General features: G+C 40.3%; 20 protein-coding genes and 1 tRNA gene. 4 read left to right on the forward strand and 17 right to left on the reverse strand.

What is annotated here, in order from left to right; all coding sequences use genetic code 11:
* Positions 1-290: 290 nt before the first annotated feature.
* From QZ738_RS06000 to QZ738_RS06010, 3 genes are all read right to left on the reverse strand, one after another.
* Positions 291-653, reverse strand: coding sequence for a hypothetical protein (locus QZ738_RS06000; RefSeq protein ID WP_293785649.1), 363 nt, complete (start codon positions 651-653; stop codon positions 291-293).
* A gap of 200 nt (positions 654-853) precedes the next feature.
* A complete protein-coding gene (locus QZ738_RS06005; protein ID WP_293785650.1) occupies positions 854-3,145 on the reverse strand; it encodes a multicopper oxidase domain-containing protein in 2,292 nt (763 codons plus the stop codon).
* Between the two features lie 15 nt (positions 3,146-3,160).
* Positions 3,161-3,637 (reverse strand): DUF3347 domain-containing protein, encoded by a 477-nt coding sequence (locus tag QZ738_RS06010; protein ID WP_293785651.1) that lies wholly within the window; start codon positions 3,635-3,637, stop codon positions 3,161-3,163.
* A gap of 746 nt (positions 3,638-4,383) precedes the next feature.
* Here QZ738_RS06010 and nth point away from each other — a divergent pair.
* Together nth and recA are read left to right on the forward strand one after the other, a co-directional pair.
* Entirely contained in the window at positions 4,384-5,049 is a 666-nt protein-coding gene (gene nth, locus QZ738_RS06015) for an endonuclease III (RefSeq protein WP_293785652.1), read from the forward strand.
* A 133-nt stretch (positions 5,050-5,182) separates the two neighbouring features.
* Positions 5,183-6,196 (forward strand): recombinase RecA, encoded by a 1,014-nt coding sequence (gene recA, locus QZ738_RS06020; RefSeq protein WP_293785705.1) that lies wholly within the window; start codon positions 5,183-5,185, stop codon positions 6,194-6,196.
* 498 nt (positions 6,197-6,694) lie between these two features.
* On the opposite strand, the gene QZ738_RS06025 is transcribed toward recA, so the two are convergent.
* The gene (locus tag QZ738_RS06025) at positions 6,695-6,895 is read right to left on the reverse strand and encodes a hypothetical protein (RefSeq protein ID WP_293785653.1); all 201 of its coding nucleotides are present in this window, start codon (positions 6,893-6,895) and stop codon (positions 6,695-6,697) included.
* A gap of 248 nt (positions 6,896-7,143) precedes the next feature.
* The gene (gene tsaD / locus QZ738_RS06030) at positions 7,144-8,145 is read right to left on the reverse strand and encodes a tRNA (adenosine(37)-N6)-threonylcarbamoyltransferase complex transferase subunit TsaD (RefSeq protein WP_293785654.1); all 1,002 of its coding nucleotides are present in this window, start codon (positions 8,143-8,145) and stop codon (positions 7,144-7,146) included.
* 75 nt (positions 8,146-8,220) lie between these two features.
* Here tsaD and QZ738_RS06035 point away from each other — a divergent pair, with 75 nt between their 5' ends.
* Complete coding sequence (locus QZ738_RS06035; protein WP_293785655.1) at positions 8,221-12,654, forward strand: translocation/assembly module TamB domain-containing protein; 4,434 nt, start codon at positions 8,221-8,223, stop codon at positions 12,652-12,654.
* Positions 12,655-13,083: 429 nt separating this feature from the next.
* Here the strand turns inward: QZ738_RS06035 and QZ738_RS06040 are convergent, their stop codons facing one another.
* From QZ738_RS06040 to QZ738_RS06050, 3 genes are all read right to left on the reverse strand, one after another.
* Positions 13,084-14,295: a bifunctional 3,4-dihydroxy-2-butanone-4-phosphate synthase/GTP cyclohydrolase II gene (locus QZ738_RS06040; protein WP_293785656.1), complete on the reverse strand. Its 1,212-nt coding sequence runs from the start codon at positions 14,293-14,295 to the stop codon at positions 13,084-13,086.
* Between the two features lie 138 nt (positions 14,296-14,433).
* Entirely contained in the window at positions 14,434-15,858 is a 1,425-nt protein-coding gene (locus QZ738_RS06045) for an LptF/LptG family permease (RefSeq protein ID WP_293785657.1), read from the reverse strand.
* A 30-nt stretch (positions 15,859-15,888) separates the two neighbouring features.
* Positions 15,889-16,269: an START-like domain-containing protein gene (locus QZ738_RS06050; RefSeq protein ID WP_293785658.1), complete on the reverse strand. Its 381-nt coding sequence runs from the start codon at positions 16,267-16,269 to the stop codon at positions 15,889-15,891.
* A gap of 945 nt (positions 16,270-17,214) precedes the next feature.
* Between QZ738_RS06050 and QZ738_RS06055 the strand changes: the two genes are divergently transcribed.
* A tRNA-Met gene (locus QZ738_RS06055) sits at positions 17,215-17,288 on the forward strand.
* Positions 17,289-17,358: 70 nt separating this feature from the next.
* Here the strand turns inward: QZ738_RS06055 and QZ738_RS06060 are convergent.
* The 9 genes from QZ738_RS06060 to QZ738_RS06100 all read right to left on the reverse strand — a co-directional run bounded on the left by QZ738_RS06060 (position 17,359) and on the right by QZ738_RS06100 (position 23,215).
* Complete coding sequence (locus tag QZ738_RS06060) at positions 17,359-17,784, reverse strand: hypothetical protein (protein WP_293785660.1); 426 nt, start codon at positions 17,782-17,784, stop codon at positions 17,359-17,361.
* A 332-nt stretch (positions 17,785-18,116) separates the two neighbouring features.
* Positions 18,117-18,509, reverse strand: a complete 393-nt coding sequence (locus tag QZ738_RS06065) for a hypothetical protein (RefSeq protein ID WP_293785662.1) — start codon at positions 18,507-18,509, stop codon at positions 18,117-18,119.
* Between the two features lie 32 nt (positions 18,510-18,541).
* Positions 18,542-18,706, reverse strand: coding sequence for a hypothetical protein (locus QZ738_RS06070; protein WP_293785664.1), 165 nt, complete (start codon positions 18,704-18,706; stop codon positions 18,542-18,544).
* A 7-nt stretch (positions 18,707-18,713) separates the two neighbouring features.
* Positions 18,714-19,055, reverse strand: a complete 342-nt coding sequence (locus tag QZ738_RS06075) for a c-type cytochrome (protein ID WP_293785666.1) — start codon at positions 19,053-19,055, stop codon at positions 18,714-18,716.
* A 65-nt stretch (positions 19,056-19,120) separates the two neighbouring features.
* On the reverse strand, positions 19,121-19,936 hold the full coding sequence (locus QZ738_RS06080) for a hypothetical protein (protein ID WP_293785668.1): 816 nt from the start codon (positions 19,934-19,936) through the stop codon (positions 19,121-19,123).
* Positions 19,937-20,114: 178 nt separating this feature from the next.
* A complete protein-coding gene (locus QZ738_RS06085) occupies positions 20,115-20,843 on the reverse strand; it encodes a superoxide dismutase (protein WP_293785670.1) in 729 nt (242 codons plus the stop codon).
* A gap of 73 nt (positions 20,844-20,916) precedes the next feature.
* Positions 20,917-21,891, reverse strand: coding sequence for a DJ-1/PfpI family protein (locus tag QZ738_RS06090; RefSeq protein WP_293785672.1), 975 nt, complete (start codon positions 21,889-21,891; stop codon positions 20,917-20,919).
* A 67-nt stretch (positions 21,892-21,958) separates the two neighbouring features.
* Complete coding sequence (locus QZ738_RS06095) at positions 21,959-22,822, reverse strand: helix-turn-helix transcriptional regulator (RefSeq protein WP_293785674.1); 864 nt, start codon at positions 22,820-22,822, stop codon at positions 21,959-21,961.
* A gap of 51 nt (positions 22,823-22,873) precedes the next feature.
* Complete coding sequence (locus QZ738_RS06100; protein WP_293785676.1) at positions 22,874-23,215, reverse strand: hypothetical protein; 342 nt, start codon at positions 23,213-23,215, stop codon at positions 22,874-22,876.
* Positions 23,216-23,219 lie beyond the last annotated feature (4 nt).

The following is a 23,219-nucleotide window of genomic DNA, read 5'->3' on the forward strand; positions in this document are numbered from 1 at the left end:
GATCATGAATATCTGGAAAGATCATCTTTGGCCGCTTTTTTTAAGCTTTGTTCAGCTCGTAAAAACATTCATCAAACAACCAAAATATCATACAATCTTTGTTCAATGACTTTTTAAGGAACGACTATTTATTATCAAAATATCATAAACCATCTCCATTTAAGACCTAATTAAAATATTGTTTTATTGAGGCAATTTTGTAACATTCAAATTAGCTAACCTAATTCTTTCCAAGCTTTTACTGCTATATCGTCACAGAAATTAATTTCCTCTGTTCAAATCTCAGAAGTTCAATTTTTTCGCCTTACCTGATCTCTTAGCCTACCCAACGCCAAACCCATCGATATCCCATAAAAATACTCCACTTTGTTCAGGTTTGCAGAAAAGCCAGCAGTAACTGCAGTGGTTCCATCCAGATAAAGACCGTACTTTATTTCAAATGACAAACCAATCGACCGCTTTCTGATTGTTTCATATATATAATTGCCAAACAGGCATCCTCCCGGCCGATCACAATCATCATACAAAAATGCGCCACGACTAATCTGATTAACCATTGATAGGCCTGCACCTAATCTCAGATAATGGTAACGGTTAAAAGTATAATTCTTCCCTGCTAAAATACTAAGGTCAGAGATACGCGGCTCGGGCAATCCACCATTTCAACTACTTAAGAACCGAAGACCCGGCTTATTGCAAGCAAACCAAACTATGGATGCAGGGTCTGATGATGAAATCGGTTTCCTTTAGCGGCCAGGGAGAAAAACATCGCAATAAGTATCTATATCATGCTTTTGCCGAATGCGATAAACTACTTGGAGAAATGACCAGGTATTAATTTGGAATTTATATATCAATAATTTAGGATCAAACCTGCGCCAAAGCCCATATCGCTGTCATAGTGGGCAGAAATACCCATATATTTGGTGGTAATAAATTTAAGTCCGCCCATAAATTCCTTATCGCTGTTTACCATAAAACTTGCCCTTAAACGCTTAGAAACCGGTATATCTTCGCGCATCAACTGCAAACGCACGTTACCATCATGGCACACTTCTGCCTGTGCTACAACCAACATAGGCAAGGTATAGGCCAGTCCCAAACTAAACATGCTTCTCTTGTCCTTTGTATTTTTCTGACCAAAAATATTACTTTCCTGCTTAGTGATATCCATTTGCCGGTAACGCCAGTCGAAACCTACAAAAGGCATTAACCATTGCATCCGATCGATATAGCGGCCAATATGGGTTTCGTTTTCAAAGCCGTGCATTTTGGTATAGCCCAGGCGCCACTCGGTTCCGATACGCCAGCGCGTATTGGCCAGCATGGCCATACCATCATTTCCATTACTGGCAAAATTATTTTCGGCCATGAAATGGAACATCCTGTCATCGGCAAAAAGTTTTCGCTGTGCCAGTTTGGGGTTTGGAATTTCAGGGTTCAAAGGTGAATTTTCATAGCTAAAAATTCTCCCCATACCGCTCATCATGTGGTACAGAATATGGCAGTGAAAAAACCAATCGCCACTTTCTGAAGCGCGAAACTCAATGGTATCGCGTTCCATGGGCAAGATATCCAGTACATTTTTTAAAGGTGCGTAATCGCCCTGGGCATTAATTATCCTGAAATCGTGCCCATGCAGGTGCATGGGATGGCGCATCATACTGTTGTTGTATAAAATGATGCGCAGGTTTTCGCCTTTTCTGATCAGGATTTTATCTGTTTCGGAAATCGTTTTGTTATCCAGGGTCCAAACATAGCGGTTCATATTGCCCGTTAGCTGAAACTCCATCTGCCGGGTGGGTGCTTTCGGGAGAACCGTTTTTTCGGGTGCACGCAGCATATCGTAATTTAATGTTTTGAGAGGTACTTTCATGCCACCGTTATCACCCATATTATGACCTTTATGTGCATCAGCTACACCAGTATCTCCACCATTGAGATCCAGCTCAGAATACATAACGGCATTCATATCCATTGCCTGATTCTGCATCTTCATGCCATCCATCTGCACCATATTACCATTCATGTCCATCATTTCGTTCATCATTTTCATGCCTTCGAAATATTTCAGCCTGGGCAGTTTCTGAGCAGCTACCTGCTGTCCGCTGCCCAGCCAAAGAGATGCCGATCCGGTGCGGTCTTCAGGCGTGACCAGAAATTCGTAACTTTTATTTTCAGGAATGGTTACTATTACATCATAAGTTTCAGATACGGCAATCATCAGCCGATCTACCTCAACAGGCGTCACATCGTTACCATCACTGGCCACTACGGTTATTTTACCACCGGCATAGGTGAGCCAAAAATAGCTGGATGCCCCGCCGTTGGCAATACGCAACCTGACCTGATCTCCTGCCTTCAGTTTGTTTGGCACCTGGTACTGCTTTTTTCCATTTACTAAAAACGCGTCATAATACACATCACTCACATCCATAGCAGTCATCCGTTTCAGTTCGTTGGTGAGTTTGGTTTTAAAGTGCCCATTTTTTATGGCTTCAGCATAACTTTGCGTTGTACCTTTTTTGATGGCGAACCAATTGTCCGCATTGTGCAACCGCCTGTCCACTTCATGAGGCTTCATATTGGTCCACTCACTTAAAACTACAGGAACGGTGGGTATAACCGGTTCCTTTCTTTTATTTAAAATCATCGCGCCATACATGCCAATCTGCTCCTGCAAACCAGAGTGGCTATGGTACCAATGGGTACCGTTCTGTATGATCGGAAAACGGTAGACATGGGTCTCATTTGGTTTGATGGGCATTTGTGTAAGGTAAGGAACGCCATCATATCGGTTAGGCAAAAATAGCCCGTGCCAATGTAACGAGGTTGATTCTTTTAGTTTATTGTGCACATGTATTTCTGCGGTATCGCCTTCGGTAAAGGTTAGCGTTGGCATGGGTATCTGCCCGTTCACCGCAATGGCATGCTTAGGTTTACCGCCAAAAGTTACTATTGTATCGGCAACGTACAAATCATAACGTACCACTTTGGGCAGCGTGCTTTTGCTAAAAGTTGTAACAGCGCTTGCTTGCCGGAGAGCTTTTTCGGGGCTGGCTGATTTTACCTCGTTATGCTGATGCTGGGCAAAAGCAGCACTATAAGGCAAAATAGCCAGGCAACAAACTAAAATAAACTTCATTTTGTAGCGTGTGTTTTATTTAAGTACTTCGGCAACTTTACCGCAGGTTAACATTTTATCACCATAATACGGATTTTTGATCACCTCGCCTTCGCTTAGCCAATAGCTTTTTTTCATTGGACAATAAGCATAATAAACAGGTTTATCGCTCAATTTTACCACTTTCGCCAAGGCATAAAAATCAGTTGATAAAGAAGTAAAATGATCTCTTTGATGTTCGATATCTTTACTCTCCGCAATGTGCTCCGCATCAAATAATATTTTATCGCGCAATACTTTCGAAGCGTTAGTTTTTTCATTGGCTTTTATCGCATTAATTAATGTGATAGCCCTGGTGCCAGCCACGCTTGCATTGCTGCTGATTAAGGCATCTTTAACTTCGTAATAAGCCTGCAAAGGATTAACCACTGCTGCTTTTCGCTGTGCTGACACACTGCCAGCCGCAATTAGTACCATAACCTGGATTGTACATAATTTAATTAAAGTTTTCATTTTGTGTTTTAGTTTTAAACAAAACTAGCGGTATGGCCTTTTCAGATGTTACACTTTTACCGAAAATGTTTATATAATTATAGTCTTACTATCGGGCAAGGGTTTGGTGTTAAGCAGTTGGTAGTTAAATGGATTAAAACAATTATAAAGGCATTTCTATACTAGCAGTTACTTACCATATCTTTTTTTGTTTTTGGAAACGGACGTCCAGCGATTCTTCGGGAACAGCAGTCCCGTTATCCGCTTTATCCCGATGGAAACCTGTGAAACAAGCAAGCACACCAAGTATAATATAAACACGTGCTTAAATCGGGATACACACTCCTACCGGGTTTATTTAACAAAGGTTACAGCAAAAACGGCGAAACTCTTTAGCAATATCCCATGCTTATCCAATATCTATCTGATCGGCTTTAGAAACAAGGGATTATGCCGCCTGCAAACCCTAAAAATGAAATACTGTATTGCCCACCTAGCCCTGGTTGCAGCGTTACCCTGCAGCAACGAGGTACGAGGTAGCGAAGCGTAAAAGCGGAAAACAGGAAAAACCTTAATCTTAGCACCAAATTGCGCTCCCAATCCTGAACTGATTAATGTCTTTACATTACCCGTCAAATCTGGTCAGGACTGAAAGGTTCCTAGATCATTCATAGCGACAAATACAGTTTATCTTTTAGTTCTTCCGTTCCAAATGCTCTTCTTCCAATTTGGCAGTTACATTTTCCATCTTTAACCTATATTTGCACATGCTTAAAAAAGAACGCTACAAACTGTTTGTAGAACATTTTTCGGCCAAGCAGCCTGATGCAGAAACCGAGTTACATTATAATAATCCTTATCAGCTTTTAGTAGCGGTAATCCTTTCGGCACAATGTACCGATAAGAGGGTGAATATGGTAACTCCTGCCCTTTTTCAACGCTTTCCTAACGCAAGGGCTTTGGCCGAGGCTACACCAGATATTGTTTTCGATTATATCAGGAGCATCAGCTATCCCAATAATAAGGCAAAACACCTGGTGGGTATGGCCAACATGCTGCTGAACGAATTTAATGATATAGTTCCTTCAGAAGTTAATGACCTGCAAAAAATGCCTGGGGTTGGACGCAAAACAGCCAATGTAATTGCATCGGTAATTTACAATGCGCCGGCAATGGCCGTTGATACCCATGTTTTCCGCGTGGCCAACCGCCTGGGTTTAACCAATGGCAAAACGCCATTAGCAGTTGAAAAGGATCTGGTTAAAAACCTGCCTGAACACGACATCCATATTGCACATCACTGGCTTATTCTGCACGGACGTTACGTTTGTGTAGCCCGAAACCCCAAATGTCATGTCTGCGAAATCACCTATATGTGCAGGTATTTTGAACGTTTTACTGCCCAAAACGAAAGAGATAAATTGAAAGCTTAAAAATATTTTTTATTTACTATTGACATTAGCTAAAAAAGCCTTACATTAGCTAAATATTTTAGCATTATAAATATCAAACATTTAGCATATTAGCCGATAATCAATTATATTTACGAAATCAATGAAAAAAGAAATGAGCACTGCAAATCCAGATAAATTAAAAGCACTACAACTTACTTTAGATAAACTAGAGAAATCATACGGTAAAGGTACCATTATGAAACTTGGCGATACTGCTGTTGAACCGATAGATTATATTTCTACCGGATCAATCAGTTTAGATATTGCTTTAGGCATCGGTGGTATTCCGAAAGGCCGTATTATTGAAATTTATGGACCAGAATCTTCTGGTAAAACAACTTTAGCTACTCACATCATTGCTGAAGCGCAGAAAAAAGGTGGTATCGCTGCTTTTATTGATGCGGAGCATGCTTTCGATCAGTTCTATGCCAAGAAATTAGGCGTAGATACAGACAACCTTTTAATCTCTCAACCCGATAACGGAGAGCAGGCACTGGAAATTGCCGACAATCTAATCCGTTCTGGCGCCATAGATGTAATTGTAATCGACTCTGTTGCAGCCTTGGTTCCAAAAAGTGAAATTGAGGGAGAAATGGGCGACAGCAAAATGGGTTTACATGCCCGTTTGATGAGCCAGGCCCTACGTAAATTAACCGGAACAATTTCAAAAACCGGATGTTGCTGTATCTTTATCAACCAATTACGTGATAAAATCGGCGTAATGTTCGGAAACCCTGAAACTACAACCGGTGGTAATGCCTTGAAATTTTATGCATCAGTACGTTTGGATATCCGCCGTATTTCTCAAATCAAAGATTCTGACGAAGTTTCTGGTAACCGTGTTAAAGTAAAAATTGTTAAAAATAAAGTGGCTCCGCCTTTCCGTATTGCAGAATTTGATGTAATGTTTGGTGAAGGTATTTCTAAAAACGGGGAGATTATCGACTTAGGTGTTGATTTTGGCATCATCAAAAAAGCGGGTTCATGGTTCTCTTACGGAGATACGAAACTTGGCCAGGGTAGGGACGCGGTAAAACAATTGTTAAGCGATAACCCTGAGCTTGCGGAAGAACTGGAGACTAAGATCAAAACTGAAGTAACTGGAGAGCATCTGGCAGAAAAATAAGCCTGATCAATTCAGTATGAATATAGAAAAGCGTCCAGATTTATCATGGGGACGCTTTTTTATTTTAGAATCTGGCTAATAACTAACCGAAAAGCCACAGTTTACCGAAGTACCCCTTCCTTTCGAATAAAACCCAGGCTGCATAAACCATTGCGCTCTGCCCGAAAATAAGCCTGGTAAAAAAGTGGTCGACACCCAAGGTAAGTCTGGTATTTTTCTTCACCTGATAAATTCCTGCAAAGCTGAACAAATGATACGCTTTAACAGCGTCTTCATTGCCATTGTTTACCCCATTGTTGTTTTCTCAAACCTATTGCGAGAATTATTGATACCAGTATAGTTTGGCGTTAAATCGAATACCTTTAACGGACTATAGGTAACTGAAGCCGTAACTTTGGGTACTGAAACAAGTCGACCATTAAAATACATATCAACTGCATCGTTAAAATTTCCATTTTTGTCAATGTCGCGCTGACCTTCAGTATAACTGTAACCGTATTAATTATTCTGACTAAAGATGGCGCTGAAATCTTTGGTTACATAAACGACAACCAAAAGTGCAGCAATAACCAATACCCCAAGGATGATTACACCCCAGCTTCCTTTTAGTTTGTTTTTATCTTTTCTGATTAACCAGTATAACAGCCCGATTAAAGGTATCGCGCAGATAATCCAAAATATTAATGATGCTCCAGTCATATATGTAAGTTCAGTTCAAATAATTTTCTTGGCCAGTTTTCGGTGGCTGTTTATAGTCGTTAACCACGGGACACATATCGTTAATTTGCCGTACCAACGCGATTGTTATTGATTTCCGATCCCTAAATGGATTGCTTCGTTGTTCCTACTCACAATGACGAGCAAGGGAGCTGACTAAGAAGCAAGCCCTGAATCTGAAGCTTAATGTCGATTAACCAATTTTAGCAACTAACCAGGTAACTATCTAATTAAAACTCCATCCGTGCCATTGGCGAAACATCCTGCCCTACAAAATCCTGCTTCAGGTATTTGTGGTAACCCGCAATGGCAATCATGCCCGCATTGTCCGTACAATACTGAAAAGCAGGTATATAAATCTTCCAGCCCAGTTCATCGGCAGTTTGTTGCAAGCCATTACGTAAACCAGAGTTTGCCGAAACACCTCCTGCAATAGCAATTTCATTAATTCCGTATTGTTTTGCTGCTCTTTTAAGTTTGTTTAGCAAAATCTGCACGATACTATGCTGTACCGACGCACAAATATCATCTAAATTTTCGGCAATAAAATCAGGGTTCAGTTGTTCCTGTTTCCTGATAAAATAAAGAATAGAAGTTTTAAAACCACTGAAACTAAAATTCAGATCGGCGATTTGAGGTTCGGCAAATTTAAATGCCAAAGGATTGCCCTGCTGCGCATGCTTATCAATCAGTGGACCACCAGGATATGGCAAAGCCAGTAATTTGGCGGTTTTATCAAAAGCTTCACCGGCAGCGTCATCCAATGTTTCGCCTATAATTTCCATATCAAAATAATCTTTTACCAGTACAATTTGTGTATGCCCACCAGAAACGGTTAAACAGATAAAAGGAAAGCTTGGTTTAGGATCATCAATAAAATGTGCCAGGATATGCGCATGCATATGATTAACGGAAATTAAAGGTACATTTAAAGCTAATGCAAAAGATTTAGCAAAAGAAACCCCAACCAATAATGACCCTAAAAGGCCGGGACCTCGGGTAAAAGCTACAGCATTTATGTCCTGTTTTGTAACCTTCGCATTAATTAACGCTTGTTGTACAGCAGGTACAATATTTTGCTGATGTACCCTTGAAGCTAATTCAGGTATAACACCACCATAATTTTGATGAATTGTTTGGTTTGCAATAACATTGGCAGTAATTTTGCCGTTGTTACAAATAGCAACGGATGTATCATCGCAAGAGGATTCGATAGCAAGTATAACAGACAAATTATTTAATATTTAAGCTGCAAAATTATTAAAAAACTATTTAAAATACTCCTTTGGGTAATTGCATCAATAATCTTGCTGCTTGCGCTTCTTATTTTTTCACTACAGTTTAAACCTGTTCAAACCTATTTTGCACAGCGGGCTGCCGCATACCTGTCTAAAGAGCTTAATACCACCATATCAATCAAGAGTCTTTATATCAAACCATTTAAATCTATCGTGCTGGAAGATTTACTGGTTTTGGATTTACAAAAAGACACTTTATTAAGCACGCCACAATTTATGGTCGACATTAACCGATTATCTATTGATAAAAAGATCATCGATATCAATACCGTTCAAATTAATGATGGTCAATTCTTCCTAAAGGATTTCAAAGATAAGTCATCTAATCTCGATTTTATCATCAATTACTTCGATTCCGGTAAACCCAAGGTAAAGAAAAAGAAAAGCAAGCCCTATGATGTCAATCTTGGCCGTCTTATTTTAAACAAATTTGCCTTCAGGTACGTTAATTATAATGCAAAAGATACCATCCAGGGCAAAAGCGTAAACTTCGATAATGTAAACGTGAAAGAACTGAGCGGGATTTTTGAAGGATTGGATACCAAAAAGCATTTGCTAAAAACCAACATCAAAAATTTAACTTTTAAAGAACGTAGCGGATTTTACCTAAAAAATTTAACCGCCCAGACCACGGTAGACAGTAATGCCATTGAGCTGAAAAACCTCTTGCTCGAAACCAATCAGAGCCGCTTAACCAACTACTACCAAATGCGGTTTAAAAGCTTCAAAGATTTTAACCATTATATAGATCAGGTGCGGATGAAGGCCATCTTCAAAGACAGCCACATTACCTCAAGGGATATCGCATTCTTCGCACCTGAAATGAATACCATGAAACTCGACCTGGATGTTGATGGTCAGATTACGGGTTTGGTGAATAACCTTAAAGCTAAAAAATTATCTTTAAAAACCGGAAAGGCCACGCATATTAAAGGTGATTTTATTTTGAAGGGCCTGCCAAAATGGAAAGAAACTTTTATGGACCTGAACATTGAGATGGCAGGTACAAACAAAACCGATCTGGATGAAGTGCTGGCCGGAATTACCAACAGTAAAAAGAAAATTGTTCCGGTGATTGTAAATAAATTCGGCAATATCAACTTTAACGGAAGTTTTACCGGTTTTCAGAACGACTTTATCGCATATGGAGAATTTAAAACGAAACTGGGACGGATCGTTTCTGATGTGAACATGAAAATCGATAAAAATGAGGTTCCGTCCTACACCGGAAACGTCAAAACGTACGACTTCAATATCGGCAATCTGTTAGATGAAAAAAGTCTTGGCCGCATCAGTTCTTCATTATATGTAAAAGGGCGGGGAACAGAACTGAGGGATTTAACCGAGAAAATAAATGGCAATATAACTTACATCGACTTTAACCGCTACAGGTATCGTAATGTAAAGATTGACGGCACCTTCGATAAAAAATATTTTGATGGTAAACTGAGCATTAACGATCGTAACGTTAAACTTGTATTTGACGGGGGCGTTAACCTGAATCCTAAATTACCGGTATTTAATTTTAATGCCACCATATCCAAAGCCCGTTTAAAGGCCTTAAAACTACTAAAAGATTCTTTAATGGTGGATGCCAGATTTACAACCAATTTTTCGGGCACCAACCTGAACAACATTGCTGGCAAATTATTGATCCAGGAGATCAGGCTGCAAAACCCTAAAGGTATTTACAGTATAGATTCTGTGCAGTTGATGGCCAATGGAACAGGTGCAAACCGCGTACTCGATATCCGGTCGGATATTTTTGATGCCAGTATTAGAGGTGAATATGATTTAAATTCTATTGCATCCTATTACAAGGCCATCGCCAAAACGTATGTTCCCTCTTTAAAGGCCGACATCATCAAATACAACAAGCAGATCTTTAAGTTTAATCTACAGATTAAAAAATTTGAACCGCTTGCGCAGATCCTGGCGCCGGGTCTGGAACTGGAGGAAGGCGCTACTTTAACCGGAGATTTCGATTCGCGCAATAATACCGCCACGCTAAATGGCTTCGTTAAGAAATTAAAATACAATGGTATAGTGGTAAACAACATCATCCTCGACGAAAATACCACCACACAACAACTTCAACTGATTGTAACTTCCGATCGGGTACAGCTTAACGACAGCCTGTTTATTAAAGACGTAAACATTTCCAATATCCTGCGGAACGATAGTTTGGCCTTCAACGTAAAGATGTCTAATACCGATGAAGATAATCAGCTCGATTTAAATGGATTGGTAGAATTTACCAAAAACCAGGATACTACGGCAAGGTTGAGCGTGCTGCCCTCTATCTTAAAAATTAACAATGAAGAATGGCGTATCCAGGAGAAAGTACGCATCGTACTCAACAATGGTAAAACTGAGATCAGTAATTTCGATTTGACCAACGGAAAACAACAGGTTACTATTGATGGATTAATTTCTGAAGACCCCAAAGATTTGATTAGTGTGGGATTTAAAGATTTTAGTTTAAAAACCCTTAATCCATTTACCAAAGGCTTTGGAGTTAAATTGGCTGGAAACGTAAACGGGAAAACCGACTTATTTGGAATATTAAAAACACTTAGGGTAACCGACGATCTAAAAGTTGATTCATTAACTTTTAACGATATTTATCTTGGTAACCTGACAGATACCTCATCATACAGCAATGAAAGCCAAAAACTAAATGTGTTTACCCGTATTGAGGCCGACAATTCGGAGAATTTTAGACTGACCGGAAGTCTTGATCTTAAAGAAAAGGAAATAGACCTTGCTGTAAAAATGGACGATAGTAAGCTCACCGTATTAGAGCCTTTTGTTAAACAACTGGTATCTAATCTGAAAGGGAATATCTCCGCTGATTTAACTATAAAGGGAAAGTTAGACAAGCCAGAAATTAATGGGACGTTATCCCTGGATCGGGGACAACTCATGGTAAACTACCTTAAAACCACTTATGTAATTACCGATAAGGTTGAGGTAAACAACAGTGTAATTAAACTCGAAGATTTTGTACTGAAGGATTTGGAAGACCATGAGGCCACCGCAAATGGTAGCGTAGATTTGAATAACATCGACAATCCTACACTGAGCATAAAGATAAATGCGAACAGCTTTATGGCCTTAAACACCACGACGAAAGACAACTCCATTTATTATGGCCGGGCATATGGCACAGGTGTATTTACATTTACCGGGCCTACTGATAACATGAAGATCGATATCAAGGCGAAAACGGAAAAGGGAACGGTGTTTAACCTACCTTTAAACAGTTCTGAAACCGTATCGGATAAGGACTTCATTAATTTTGTGAGCCGCGATTCGGCTGTTGTGGTCAAGAAAAAAACTAACTTTGAGGGTTTAACCTTGAGTTTCAAATTAACTATCGATCCGAACACCACAGCAAACATATATACTACCCTGGGTAATTTAAGTGGCAAGGGTAATGCCGAGCTAAGCTTAAACATCAATAGTATCGGCGATTTTGAAATGTCTGGCGATTATATTATCGAGACCGGAAGTTTTGATTTTACGGCGCAGGAGATCATCAACAAAAAATTCGAGATCAGGCAAGGTGGAACCATCCGGTGGACGGGTAACCCTACCGCCGCGCAGATTAACCTGAAAGCAGTGTACGCTTTGAGGGCAAGTTTAAATGATCTCTACAAAGCAGCAAACCGCGATGCCAGTAGTAATGCCAACCAAAGGGTAAATACCGAGGTAGAAATGGGCTTAACAGGTTTACTATTGAAACCAGATATCAAGCTCGATATCGATTTCCCTTCACAACCTTCTATTAAAGAGGAGCTTCAGACCTATTTCAGTGATCAAAATAACCTGAACCTACAGGCATTCAGTTTAATCATCAGGAGAAGTTTTGCCCCTGGAAACGGTGGACAGTCCATTGGCAACCAGTTGAGTTCAACGGCTACCAGTACCGCTACCGAATTAGTGTTTAATCAGTTTAACAACGTACTTTCTTCGTTAAACCTAAATTTTGTCGACCTGAACGTACGTTCGCTAAGTGAGGCCAATGCATCGTTTAAGTTTTTTAATGATCGTTTAATTATCAATGCAGGTATTGTAGACCGAACCAGTTCGAATGATTTTACCGTGATTGATTTCTCCAACGGGAATAATGTGGGTAGAGAGGTAGAGGCACTTTTCCTGATCAAAAAAGATGGTAGTTTGACAGCCAAGGCGGCAAATAAACCACCAACTCAACAAAGTATATTCTTGAATAGTGGGATCAGTCCGACTGCCAATGTAACCTCATTTGGTTTGGTGTATACCCAGCAATTCGATACGTTTAAGGAGTTTGTTCAGAAAATTTCCGGTGCTTACCGTCGAAACCTGAAAAGAAGACAAGGCCAACCCCCTGTTAAAACGAACAAATCAATTAATAAAGAGGCCATTATTAATCAAAGTAAGGGAAATCAGCGGAGGTAAGTTTGGTTCCATTGGTTCATTAGTCATTGGTTTATTAGGGCTTTGTTCATCACTAATAGTGTTACTTCCATAAAGCTAATTTCCCGGTAAATCAAGATCCTTCACTGCGTTCAGGATGACAATTAGTTTTAGACGCTGCATTCTGAATGAAATGAAGAGTCTTTACCAGAAGAACTGCTTTATTACCTAATAAGTTGATGATTGCAAAACGTACTGATATGGATTTCTCCACTCCGTTTCTCTCCGGTCGAAAGGACGATTGCATGAGTGACAAACTAATTAAACTAATCGACACTTAATTCACCTCTTAAGACATTAACTAAAAAAAGCCAACACCGAACTGAGGTTCAATATTGGCTTTTATTATTATTATAATTTTACATTTAGGCTTAGGCCAGGAAAACTCCAAACCCTCAACTCCAAATTCAATTATCCTTTCATGATCGAATGGCCCATTTTATCTCTTTTGGTGGTTAAATAACGTTCATTATGTACATTACTTGCAATTTCAATCGGAATGTTTTCTACTACTTCTAAGCCATAACCAATTAAACCTGCTCTTTTAGTTGGGTTATTGGTCATTAAACGCATTTTAGTTACGCCTTCCGATCGCAGGATTTGAGCTCCTACACCGTAATCGCGTTCATCTCCTTTAAAACCCAGTTTAATATTGGCTTCAACCGTATCAAAACCAGCATCCTGTAAGTTATAAGAGCGTAATTTATTAATCAGCCCTATACCTCTACCCTCCTGATTCATATACACCACGATGCCTTTACCTTCTTTTTCAATCATTTCTAATGCTTTATGCAACTGAGGGCCGCAATCGCAACGGCAGGATCCAAAGATATCACCCGTTACACAAGAACTGTGTACACGGGCCAGAATGGGTTCATTTAGATCCCATTCACCTTTAGAAATAGCTAAATGTGTAGCATTATTATCTAACTGGGTATAAGCTGTCATTTTAAAATTGCCCCAAGCGGTAGGCAAATCGATGCTCACCTCTTGTTTAATCAAGCTGTCTATCTTTAAACGGTAGGCGATTAAATCCTCAATGGATATGATTTTTAGCTGATGCTGCTCTGCAATTTTGAATAAATCAGGAAGTCTGGCCATTTCGCCATCTTCCTTTAAAATTTCCACCAATAAACCAGCAGGTTTCATACCGGCCAAACGGGCTAAATCTACCGCAGCCTCTGTATGCCCTGCACGGCGGATGACACCACCATCTTTGGCTATTAACGGGAAAATATGTCCTGGTCTGCCCAACTCTTCAGGGTCGGTTTTAGGATTAACCAAAGCCAGCATCGTTTTAGAGCGGTCGCTTGCTGAAATTCCGGTAGTGCAGCCATGGCCAACCAAATCTACCGAAACCGTAAAATTAGTTTCGTAAGCTGCCGTATTTTTACCCACCATGAGGCTGAGGTTTAACTCTTTACAACGTTCTTCTGTTAAGGGGGCGCAAATTAAACCACGGCCGTAAGTAGCCATAAAATTAATAATCTCGGGCGTTGCATTTTCGGCGGCAGTTAAAAAATCACCCTCATTTTCTCTATTTTCATCATCTACAACAATAATTACTTTACCGGCTTTTATATCTGCGATGGCCTCTTCTATTGTGTTTAATTTTGTTTGCATTTTATAAGCATTATGGGGCAATGGTGTATAAAGCGTATTAAAATGGTTTTATACTACACACGATAACCCGTACAAAGGTACAACCTTATTAAGCAATTTTTGGATTAAAATATCATCTGTAAGTAAAGGAAAAGCAGCCTATTTTTCTTTCCTTTTAAAAAGCTTAAGAAATAGCTGCTTGTAATAATCTATATCAAATAAGGCCGAATCTACGGTAGCTTTATAGGTTAAAAAGGCGGCTAAGGGCGATAATACAATCACTGCAATCCACATACCGAAAATTGGATTCAAATTGCCTTCACGCGCTGATTTTTCGGCCACTGTGGTGATAATATGGTACACCAGAAAGAAACAAATAGCTACTACTACAGGCAAACCCATCCCACCTTTTCTAATAATGGCGCCTAGTGGCGCACCAATAAAAAACAACAGAATACAAGATGCTGCCAGCGTAAATTTACGCTGATACTCCACTGTGGTAAAAATGATTTCGCCGGTTAAATCTGTCTGGCGCGGCCCCCAGTTAGGAACGTGCTGCATAATGTTTGCAACAGTATTGGTTGCATTCTCAAGGGCCATTTTACGCGATCCGTTCGGAATGCTTTTTAATATGACGTCGTCAATCTTTTTCGGAACCGCTTTTACGCTCGTATAACCTTTAGTTACATTAAACTGTTTAAAATTACTGGTGAGGTTAGCCACGGTACGCATCTTCATGGTATCCAATTGTTTGGTCAGTGAATCACGTTTTTTCACAATCCCTTTTAGGTTTAACATGGGGGTACTGTTACCAAAAGCGTTGGGATCGGTCGTACTGCCATCAAAAGAAGACATATCAAAACGGGGCGATGTTTCTTTAAAACGGTTTCGTGTAAAGATCTGCCTTGGGTTGTACATGCCGTTTTTGGCAGCCTGCTCCTCGTACTGCACCCCATTTTTAAGGTTAAGTACCAGAAACTTACCATCAGCGGTTTTATTCATTTTGCCCTCCCTGGCCAGGATTACTTTCGGAATACCATTATTTTCACGATGATCGTAAATCATGATATTGTGCAGCGTACCATCTTCCTCCTTCGAATCAACACGGATGGCATAGCCTGGAATTTCGTTATTAAATACTCCCGGCTTGATCAAAAATGAAAGCTTTTTGTTCCTGATATCATACAAAAGCGAACCAAATTTGAGGTTAGCTTTGGGCAGCATATAGTTGGCAAAAAAGAAAGAGGCAACCGTGAGCATCAAAATGACCACCAATAATGGACGCATGGCTTTCTGCAGCGAAATACCTGCTGATTTGATAGCTACCAGCTCATAGTTTTCGCCCAATGTACCAAAAGTCATGATGGAAGAAAGCAACACCGAAAGTGGAAGCGCCATGGATACGTTGGCTGCCGAGGCATAATACATCAGTTCGAGAATGGTATACCATTCGAAACCTTTTCCGATTAAATCATCAATCCATTTAAACAGAAAAAACATTAACAGGATAAACATCATAACAAAAAATGTTGCTATGAATGGTTTCACAAATGCTTTTATTAATAGAAGATGTATTTTTTTCACCTTACAAAGGTAAACAATACGAAGGTAATATTACGCACCCAAAACGCTAATCAGGTAATCGATCTGGTTATCCCAGATTAATTTTTTCTCTGCTAAAAGCTCATCGGTGGTAAAATCGGTAATGGAGAGGGCTACGTCGTTAGTTAATTCATCCTGCACAATTTCCATCTCAAAATAACATTGAGGTTCATCATCCAGCCACTTAAATTTAACCAGTTTATTTTCCTTTACGGCAATCAGCTTTGCTTTTTGCTGTTCATCATCCCAGGTGAAGGTATATACCTGATCACGAAAATTCACATCATCCGCAAACCACTGCGATAAGCCGTTTGGCTCACTTATAAAACTATACAATATTCTTGGTGACGATCTAACTTCGTACTCTAGTGTAAATTTTTTCTTTTCTGCCATGTTAGTACACTACCAGGATAAGTTCCGGACAATTTTTTAATATTATTTTGCTAAAGAAAGGTAATTTATTCTATATCTGCAACAATATAATTTTTATTGGTTTCAGCTGGTGCGTTCGTTCATTTGTCATTGGCTCACTGGTTATGGTTCAGTTGTCATTAGTTCGTTTTGCCATTACCTTTTTTACCTCATGCCCGCAGGCCATGTTAACGATAAACTATAGCAAGTATCTGATTTACAAACTCATAATATCTACACAAGCACCATCAACTCATAAAAAACCTGGATGATTACTCTATCAGCAATCTATTTTTCAATTGAACCAATATGGAACTTATATGCCTTATATGGTTAGGAAATGGAAGGAATTTTTGATTTGTTAAAGTTCGAATAAAGTTATGATAAAGGTTAGTTATTTAAATTGGGTTAATTTGCTTCAGTATAAGACACTTCAAATTCCTTTACCCATTGTTTACCCTTTGCTTACCCGTTCTGTACACCAGGTTAACCCCATGCTTACCCTTTGCTTACCCATTCTTTACCCTGGCGTTACCTAATTTATTACCTAAAAGGTAAACAATTGGTAAATAAGAAGTACCGCTAAAGCTACTCAGCAGTTAACCTGATCACTCCAAGGAGTAAGCAATATTCGAAGCCGTTTTTGCATGATCATACCATAATATACCCGCCATCGCTAAGCACCAGAATGTTTTTTAACCAACCGCTGCACTAAAGCCACTATGCAACGCAACCTTATTATAAAAAAGCGCCCTTTTAAAGGATATTATCAGGCAGTAAAACAAGCACAAAGCAATCAATTTTATTGACTACCAATACCTTAAACTATTTTTAAAATTTCTTTTCGATTGAATATATATTTATCCTATATTTGCAACTCTTAAAAATAACCACATCAATATTTACATGATCTGTAAATATTGGCCCGGCGGGGTAGCTCAGATGGTTAGAGCGCAGGATTCATAACCCTGAGGTCGGCAGTTCGATCCTGCTCCCCGCTACCGAATCTGCAAAAGAGGCATAATCCAGAGACAATTCTGGTATGCCTCTTTTCTTTTTCCCGATAAGTTGCTAAAAATAAGCTATATACAAAAAGACGCTGTTAATCATCGTGGTTCGACTTTCGTCAGTTTTCTTGCTATAGCTAATGCCTTGAGGGAACAGTAAAATCTGCATCTGTTGCTTGGTATGATAATCAGCAGAAACCCACTTTAAAGGCAAATCAACGGCATATTCCAGTGCCAAATCAACACATTTTTCAAGGTTCGACTTTTTAGATGATAGGCTCATCAAATTCCTTTCAATTTCGGATATTTCCTGGCTATATTTTTTGCTGTACTTCTTAAGGAATTCATCTTTCCAGTAAACAGCACTTTCGTTGCTACTTTTAGATTGATCTAAAACCAAAACCTTATAACCATCTGTTTTGTTGATATTGAAAATTAAACAACCCTTATCAATTTTATTTATGCTGATGGCTTCCTGTTCGTAACTCATCCCAAAACCATCAAGTCCGGGATAAACCTTGAGGTAAGTATCTTTTTGAAAGACCTGTCCACAGTCTAAAACCTTTAAAAAAGAAAACGCTTATCCTGGTTTTCACTGATCCTGGGCGTCAATATCTGTTAAGATTTTAAGATTTTTTTTGTTGTCAATTGAAGATTGCATTTTATCAATTGTATCTTCCATAATGGCATCCTTATTCAGGTTTTTCAGTTAAGGAAACGCCTGCCACTTAATATGAGCTATTTTGCACTTTTTTAACCAGCAACTATAAAAGGTGAAATAAGGCTTAAGTTAGAAAGCTTAATTTGATGGTTTATAAAATGCTAGTTATAAAGTCTTCCTTCAAGATACAAAATAAGCGAAGTTGTCACTTCCTTTGCACCCATGACGCCTTCAAAATCTTTCGTTACTATCCACCCAATCGGGCTTTTCCAAAGTTTCATTATGGGCCTGTGATTTTGTAGAAAGAAAGTAAACTCCCCATTTTTTTCCATCATAAAATAGCCCGTAACGGGTCCATGCGCAGTTTGAATGACCGCCTTACGGTTCATTTTCTCCCGGAAACGGCCTTCAAGGAAATGATCCAGCGTAGTCATGCCGCTGTGTTGGAAATCCCCACTTGTTGTTTTTTGTTTTTTAAACGCGAGATAGCCGAATAGCAGACTTGGTGCAGTTCCGGAAACGATCAATACAGCAGCTGTAGCGAAGCCTATCATTTTTAATCCAACTAAACCTCAAGATACATTAATCAGTGCAATCCCTTTATAAATTCATAATTTTTCTCAAGATCATTGGGCTGGGATAATACCGTTTTATCTTTTTTAATGACAGAAATCAGGGCATAAAAATCGATCAGGGTTTTGGCCATAAAGAAGATCAGGGCGATGCCAAAGGCAATTACATAAGGTTCCATTCTTTTATTATTTAATTGATAATATATATTTAGCAAGTTCATCACGGTCAGCGTCAGTCAGGTTGCCCAAGGTCGGCATCTGGGGTGCGTCTGCCCTTTTCTTGCCGGGCTTTTTAATCCATTGCTTCAGCGCTGCAGGGTCATTTTTATATATAGAGACCATTTCAACTATCGGAGGTCCTACTACTTTGGTATCCTTGGCATGGCAGGCAGAACAGTTCTGGGCGAATAGCACTCCTCCCTTTGCCAACTTACCCAGGGATTCATCAATTTCGAGTTCCTCAGGGGCGGGATTTTTCCGTGCCTCTTCGGAGGCTTTGAGAAATGCTTTGGTTTTTTCGGCCATCATCTTTTGATGGGGAGCCAGTGAATTGGCCCTGTATATATGCCTGCCTGATCCCATGAATAAAACAGTTACCGATGAAAGGATTGGGTACCGATGGCAACCGACATATTGGCCATGTTGGCTGTAGGTACAAACTTATAATAGTATATTGAGCCGATGATAGCAAAAGGCAGCCAGAATAGTATCCATTTACTGATATATCGGAAAGCTTTCGTGCGCATTTCCTCTCCCTTTTTAGTAAAAATAGCCGAAAGGAAAAGCCCAAAACATCCGCCGAGTACCATCGCCAGCGGCGTACGGTAGAGGACTTGGGGAAGGTAAAGTGGATTATTGACCCCATTGAACAGCGATTTATGGGTCAGCCAGTTGCCCGGGTCCATCATAAAGCCAAGGATGGAAACAATGATGGCCATGGTGATCCATGAAAAAAGACTTAAATACCAGCCAAACTTGATGTGCCTGGTCTTTGCCTTAATAGACCTATTGGAATTTTTCCAGGTCAGAAAGTAGATCATGATTAGCACAACTTCGGTAACGAACACCGTCCATTCCATAAACCAGGCAAAATAAAATACACGGATCAGACTGGCAATAGAATTGGGGCTAACCAGGGATACCGAAAACCAGATACCCACGCCCGTCATTGCCCCAATGGTGGTCGTGATAATAAATGCACTCCACATCATACGGTAGACCATTTTATCCCACTTGGCATCGGTAACCTCTTCAGGGCCGCTGTATAATACACCCTTATTTTCAAGCCAAGCCACAAGCGGCATAAATCCGACTGCAAGGGAATGATTGATGAGCGCGTGCAGGGTAGCGATCAGGGCAATGAGCATGCGGTTGTTAAGCCAGTCAAGGTGGAATAAAGGGATGTCCATTTTTATGTTTTTTTAGCTTCACAAACTTCGCACAAAGTCTGCCTGGATGCTAAAAAAAAAGGTTCAGGATGTTTTGTTAAAACACCCTGAACCTGTATAAAATGAGGTTTTCTATATTGCAAATACGGTTTGCAAATACCGTTAAAACGGACTGAAATATTTAAAATCAATTCTGGGTTTAACCCATACGCTCCGCTGCTTTTTCCCAGTCGACAACATTCCAGAATGCTGAGATATAATCATTTCTTTTATTCTGGTACTTAAGGTAATAGGCATGCTCCCAGACGTCTATTGCCAATAGCGGTTTTCCTTTCACCGCAGCGTTGTCCATTAGCGGATTATCCTGGTTTGCTGTGCCGGTGATTTTCAGCATACCTTTATCCCATACCAACCAAGCCCAGCCCGACCCAAACTGCCCAAGAGCGGCCTTGGTGAATTCTGACTTGAAGGCATCAAACGAGCCAAAAGACTTATCGATCGCTGCCTTTAGCTTAGCGCTTGGCGCAGATGGAGAAGGCTTCATCGATGCCCAGAAAAAATTGTGGTTCCAAGCGCCGCCAGCATTGTTTTTGACCTTTGCCGATAGCGAAGATGCATGGGCAAAAAATTCCTCCGCAGTTTTATAGGTTAAGTTCTCGGCCTTGATGGCCTCATTTACATTCTTAACGTATGCTGCATGGTGCTTAGAATAGTGAATCTCCATGGTGCGTGCATCTATTGAGGGTTCAAGTGCATTATAGGGATACGGTAAGGGGTCCTGTTTAAATTCAAATGCCCGTTCGCCCGTTGTTGACAAATGGCTTTCAGCTGCAAAGCCTTCCAAAGGTGCGGCAATATTGCCTATTGCTGCTGTCCCTGCAGCGGCAAGCCCCATTGCGATAAATTTTCTTCTGTTTAAGGGTTCCATAACTAAAAAGATTAAATACTGTAAGTATTTGTATCATTTGAAGATACATCAAGTTTAACAAAGCGCGGCCCGATTAGTTTTTAACATACAGGTCTGGATGCTGATCGAAAAGCTTCTTACAAGTTATAGAGCAGAAAAGATAGGTTTTGCCCTTGTAAATGGAGGCATACCTGTTGTCCGAAACATCCATGCCGCAGATCAAATCCTTTTTTAAAGCAGCGTTTGGAGAGGCAGCTTTCGCCGGGCTTTGACCGCTGGGCATCTCCATTGTTTGCATATGCTCCCCTCCCATTTTCATAGCGCCTACAACCAGGCCTTCCTCGGGCTTCCATTTATCATATTCCATTACCGCCGTCAAAAAGAGTGCTTCTTTAAGCCCTTTTAATTTTTCTACCACATGCAAGGCCCCATCTATTCCTGCAGACACGCCTGCGGTGGTTACCACCTTACCATCTTCAACAAAGCGGACATCGGTTAAGAACTGCGTCTTGGGAAAAAGGACGCGAAGGGTATCAATGGCACTGGAATGAGAGGTGGCTTTCTTGTTATCCAGAATACCGGCCTTTGCTAGGATTCCAGCTCCCGTACAGACCGACATGGTCAGTTTTGTTTCGGAATTGGCCTTGCGGATGTAGCTCATCAGGGCGGGGTCACTCCCTAACTTTGCAATGACCTCCATAGGCGCTCCGGGGATGACCAGGATATCGGCACGGGGAGCATCGGAATACACATAGTCGGGGTTGATGCTAAGCGATGCATTGTTTGAGCTGATTTTTCCTTTGACGGTGGACACGGTGAATACCTGAAATCCCCTTGCATTCGAAAACACCTCTGTAGGGCCGCTAAAATCTAGCAGTTCTACACCCGGGTATACTAGAATCGCTACTTTGAGTGCTTTAGGGTCATTGCTCGTTTTATCAGCCGGTGCTGCTTTTTTATCCCTGCATCCCAATGATAAGATCAGTAGCATTACAAATGAAAGGTGGATAACTGATGCTATCCGGCCGGTCAAAAAATTAATTGATTTCATATATTTTTTATTTTTCACTGTTTATATATTATCGTGTAATCTTGCCTTAATTTAAGCTTTTATTCGCTCAGAATAGGCCTGAGATCTATATTACTTTCCTGCGGAACTGTTCGGGGGTAAGATTGGTCTGTTTCCTGAAAAAAGCCACAAAGTATGACACATTTTCAAAGCCCAGCTGGCCAGCAATCTCGTTTACTGAACAATTTGTATAATGTAGAAGCCGCTGGCCTTCTATGGTAATCCTGCGCCTGATAATTTCCCCTGCGGTCTGCCCGTTCTCTTCCCTGCAGATCTTATTGAGGTAATTGGTACTGATACTGAGCAGATCGGCATAAAACGAGGGAAGCTTTTCAGCCCTGAAGTGTTTATCTATCAACCCCTCAAATTTATGCAACTTCTCTTTTTTGAGGTTTTTGCTGCCCATATGCCCCAGGGGACTGTAAAGCCGCTGGATATCGTGAAGGATAATGTTCAGGTAAGAGCGCATGACGTTTTTACTTTCAGTTCTTTCGAGCATCATTTCATTTGACAATAAATCCAGCAATAGCAAAAAGCGGTCTCTTCTGGCTCCGTTGAGCCGGATGGAAGGTCTTGCCTCAGACTGCAAAAATTCAAAGTCGTAGAGGTTATTGTTATTATAGCGCAAAGAAAAAAAATCTGCCGTAAAGCAAATCATTTTCCCTTTCGCGTCTCTGTTTAAATTGACAGCGCTTACACAGCGTGGCCTGATGATGATGATCTTCGGGGCATCCAGACGGATCCGCTCATTGTCTATATCCACCTCCCCATCTGCCCGGTCTACAAAGAGCAAGGTATAAAAATCCTGTTTATGCGGATATTCGAGCTGGGGAAATTCTTCCAGAAGACCGCTGAGATCTCCCATCCAGAAATGAGCTTGATCATCACCAAAAAGACCAATACTGTATGCAGCCATATTTTCTGTTTGCATAATTGATAATGGTTTTAATTGGTTCGAAATAATCAACTGTTTTTACTGGATTTAACTCGGGGGATGCTCAATATCGGGAAGGTCTACATTGATATAAAACGCCGGAAGATCAAGATCAAAGGTGCCTTTTAGCAAGGTAGCTTCATTTCTAAAAACAAAAGATTCACTGGCCTGCAAAAAAAGCGGTGCTTCTTTAACTTTGATTTCGGGCATATCCTTTTCCTGTTTTGCATCCTTTTTCAACTGGTCAGAAAGATAGCACTGTCCTTTACAAAGTGGGATAAGATCAAAGCGGTTAATGCAAAGGTTTCTGGCAATATAATCCCTTCGTAAGTAAAAAGAAACCACTATCCACATGGTGCTCATGCTTTGCAGCAGGAACATCAGCATCATTGAT

It is taken from the genome of uncultured Pedobacter sp. (assembly GCF_913776295.1).
Taxonomy (GTDB): domain Bacteria; phylum Bacteroidota; class Bacteroidia; order Sphingobacteriales; family Sphingobacteriaceae; genus Pedobacter.

Bases quoted from the DNA above. Each gene is read 5' to 3' on its own strand.
- QZ738_RS06025 (WP_293785653.1), bottom strand. From the start codon at position 6,895: ATGACTGGAGCATCATTAATATTTTGGATTATCTGCGCGATACCTTTA.
- QZ738_RS06080 (WP_293785668.1), bottom strand. From the start codon at position 19,936: ATGGACATCCCTTTATTCCACCTTGACTGGCTTAACAACCGCATGCTC.
- QZ738_RS06050 (WP_293785658.1), bottom strand. From the start codon at position 16,269: ATGGCAGAAAAGAAAAAATTTACACTAGAGTACGAAGTTAGATCGTCA.
- QZ738_RS06075 (WP_293785666.1), bottom strand. From the start codon at position 19,055: ATGATGGCCGAAAAAACCAAAGCATTTCTCAAAGCCTCCGAAGAGGCA.
- QZ738_RS06010 (WP_293785651.1), bottom strand. From the start codon at position 3,637: ATGAAAACTTTAATTAAATTATGTACAATCCAGGTTATGGTACTAATT.
- QZ738_RS06040 (WP_293785656.1), bottom strand. From the start codon at position 14,295: ATGCAAACAAAATTAAACACAATAGAAGAGGCCATCGCAGATATAAAA.
- nth (WP_293785652.1), top strand. From the start codon at position 4,384: ATGCTTAAAAAAGAACGCTACAAACTGTTTGTAGAACATTTTTCGGCC.
- QZ738_RS06005 (WP_293785650.1), bottom strand. From the start codon at position 3,145: ATGAAGTTTATTTTAGTTTGTTGCCTGGCTATTTTGCCTTATAGTGCT.
- QZ738_RS06085 (WP_293785670.1), bottom strand. From the start codon at position 20,843: ATGGAACCCTTAAACAGAAGAAAATTTATCGCAATGGGGCTTGCCGCT.
- recA (WP_293785705.1), top strand. From the start codon at position 5,183: ATGAGCACTGCAAATCCAGATAAATTAAAAGCACTACAACTTACTTTA.
- QZ738_RS06060 (WP_293785660.1), bottom strand. From the start codon at position 17,784: ATGAGTTACGAACAGGAAGCCATCAGCATAAATAAAATTGATAAGGGT.
- QZ738_RS06070 (WP_293785664.1), bottom strand. From the start codon at position 18,706: ATGGAACCTTATGTAATTGCCTTTGGCATCGCCCTGATCTTCTTTATG.
- QZ738_RS06095 (WP_293785674.1), bottom strand. From the start codon at position 22,822: ATGCAAACAGAAAATATGGCTGCATACAGTATTGGTCTTTTTGGTGAT.
- QZ738_RS06100 (WP_293785676.1), bottom strand. From the start codon at position 23,215: ATGATGCTGATGTTCCTGCTGCAAAGCATGAGCACCATGTGGATAGTG.
- QZ738_RS06065 (WP_293785662.1), bottom strand. From the start codon at position 18,509: ATGATAGGCTTCGCTACAGCTGCTGTATTGATCGTTTCCGGAACTGCA.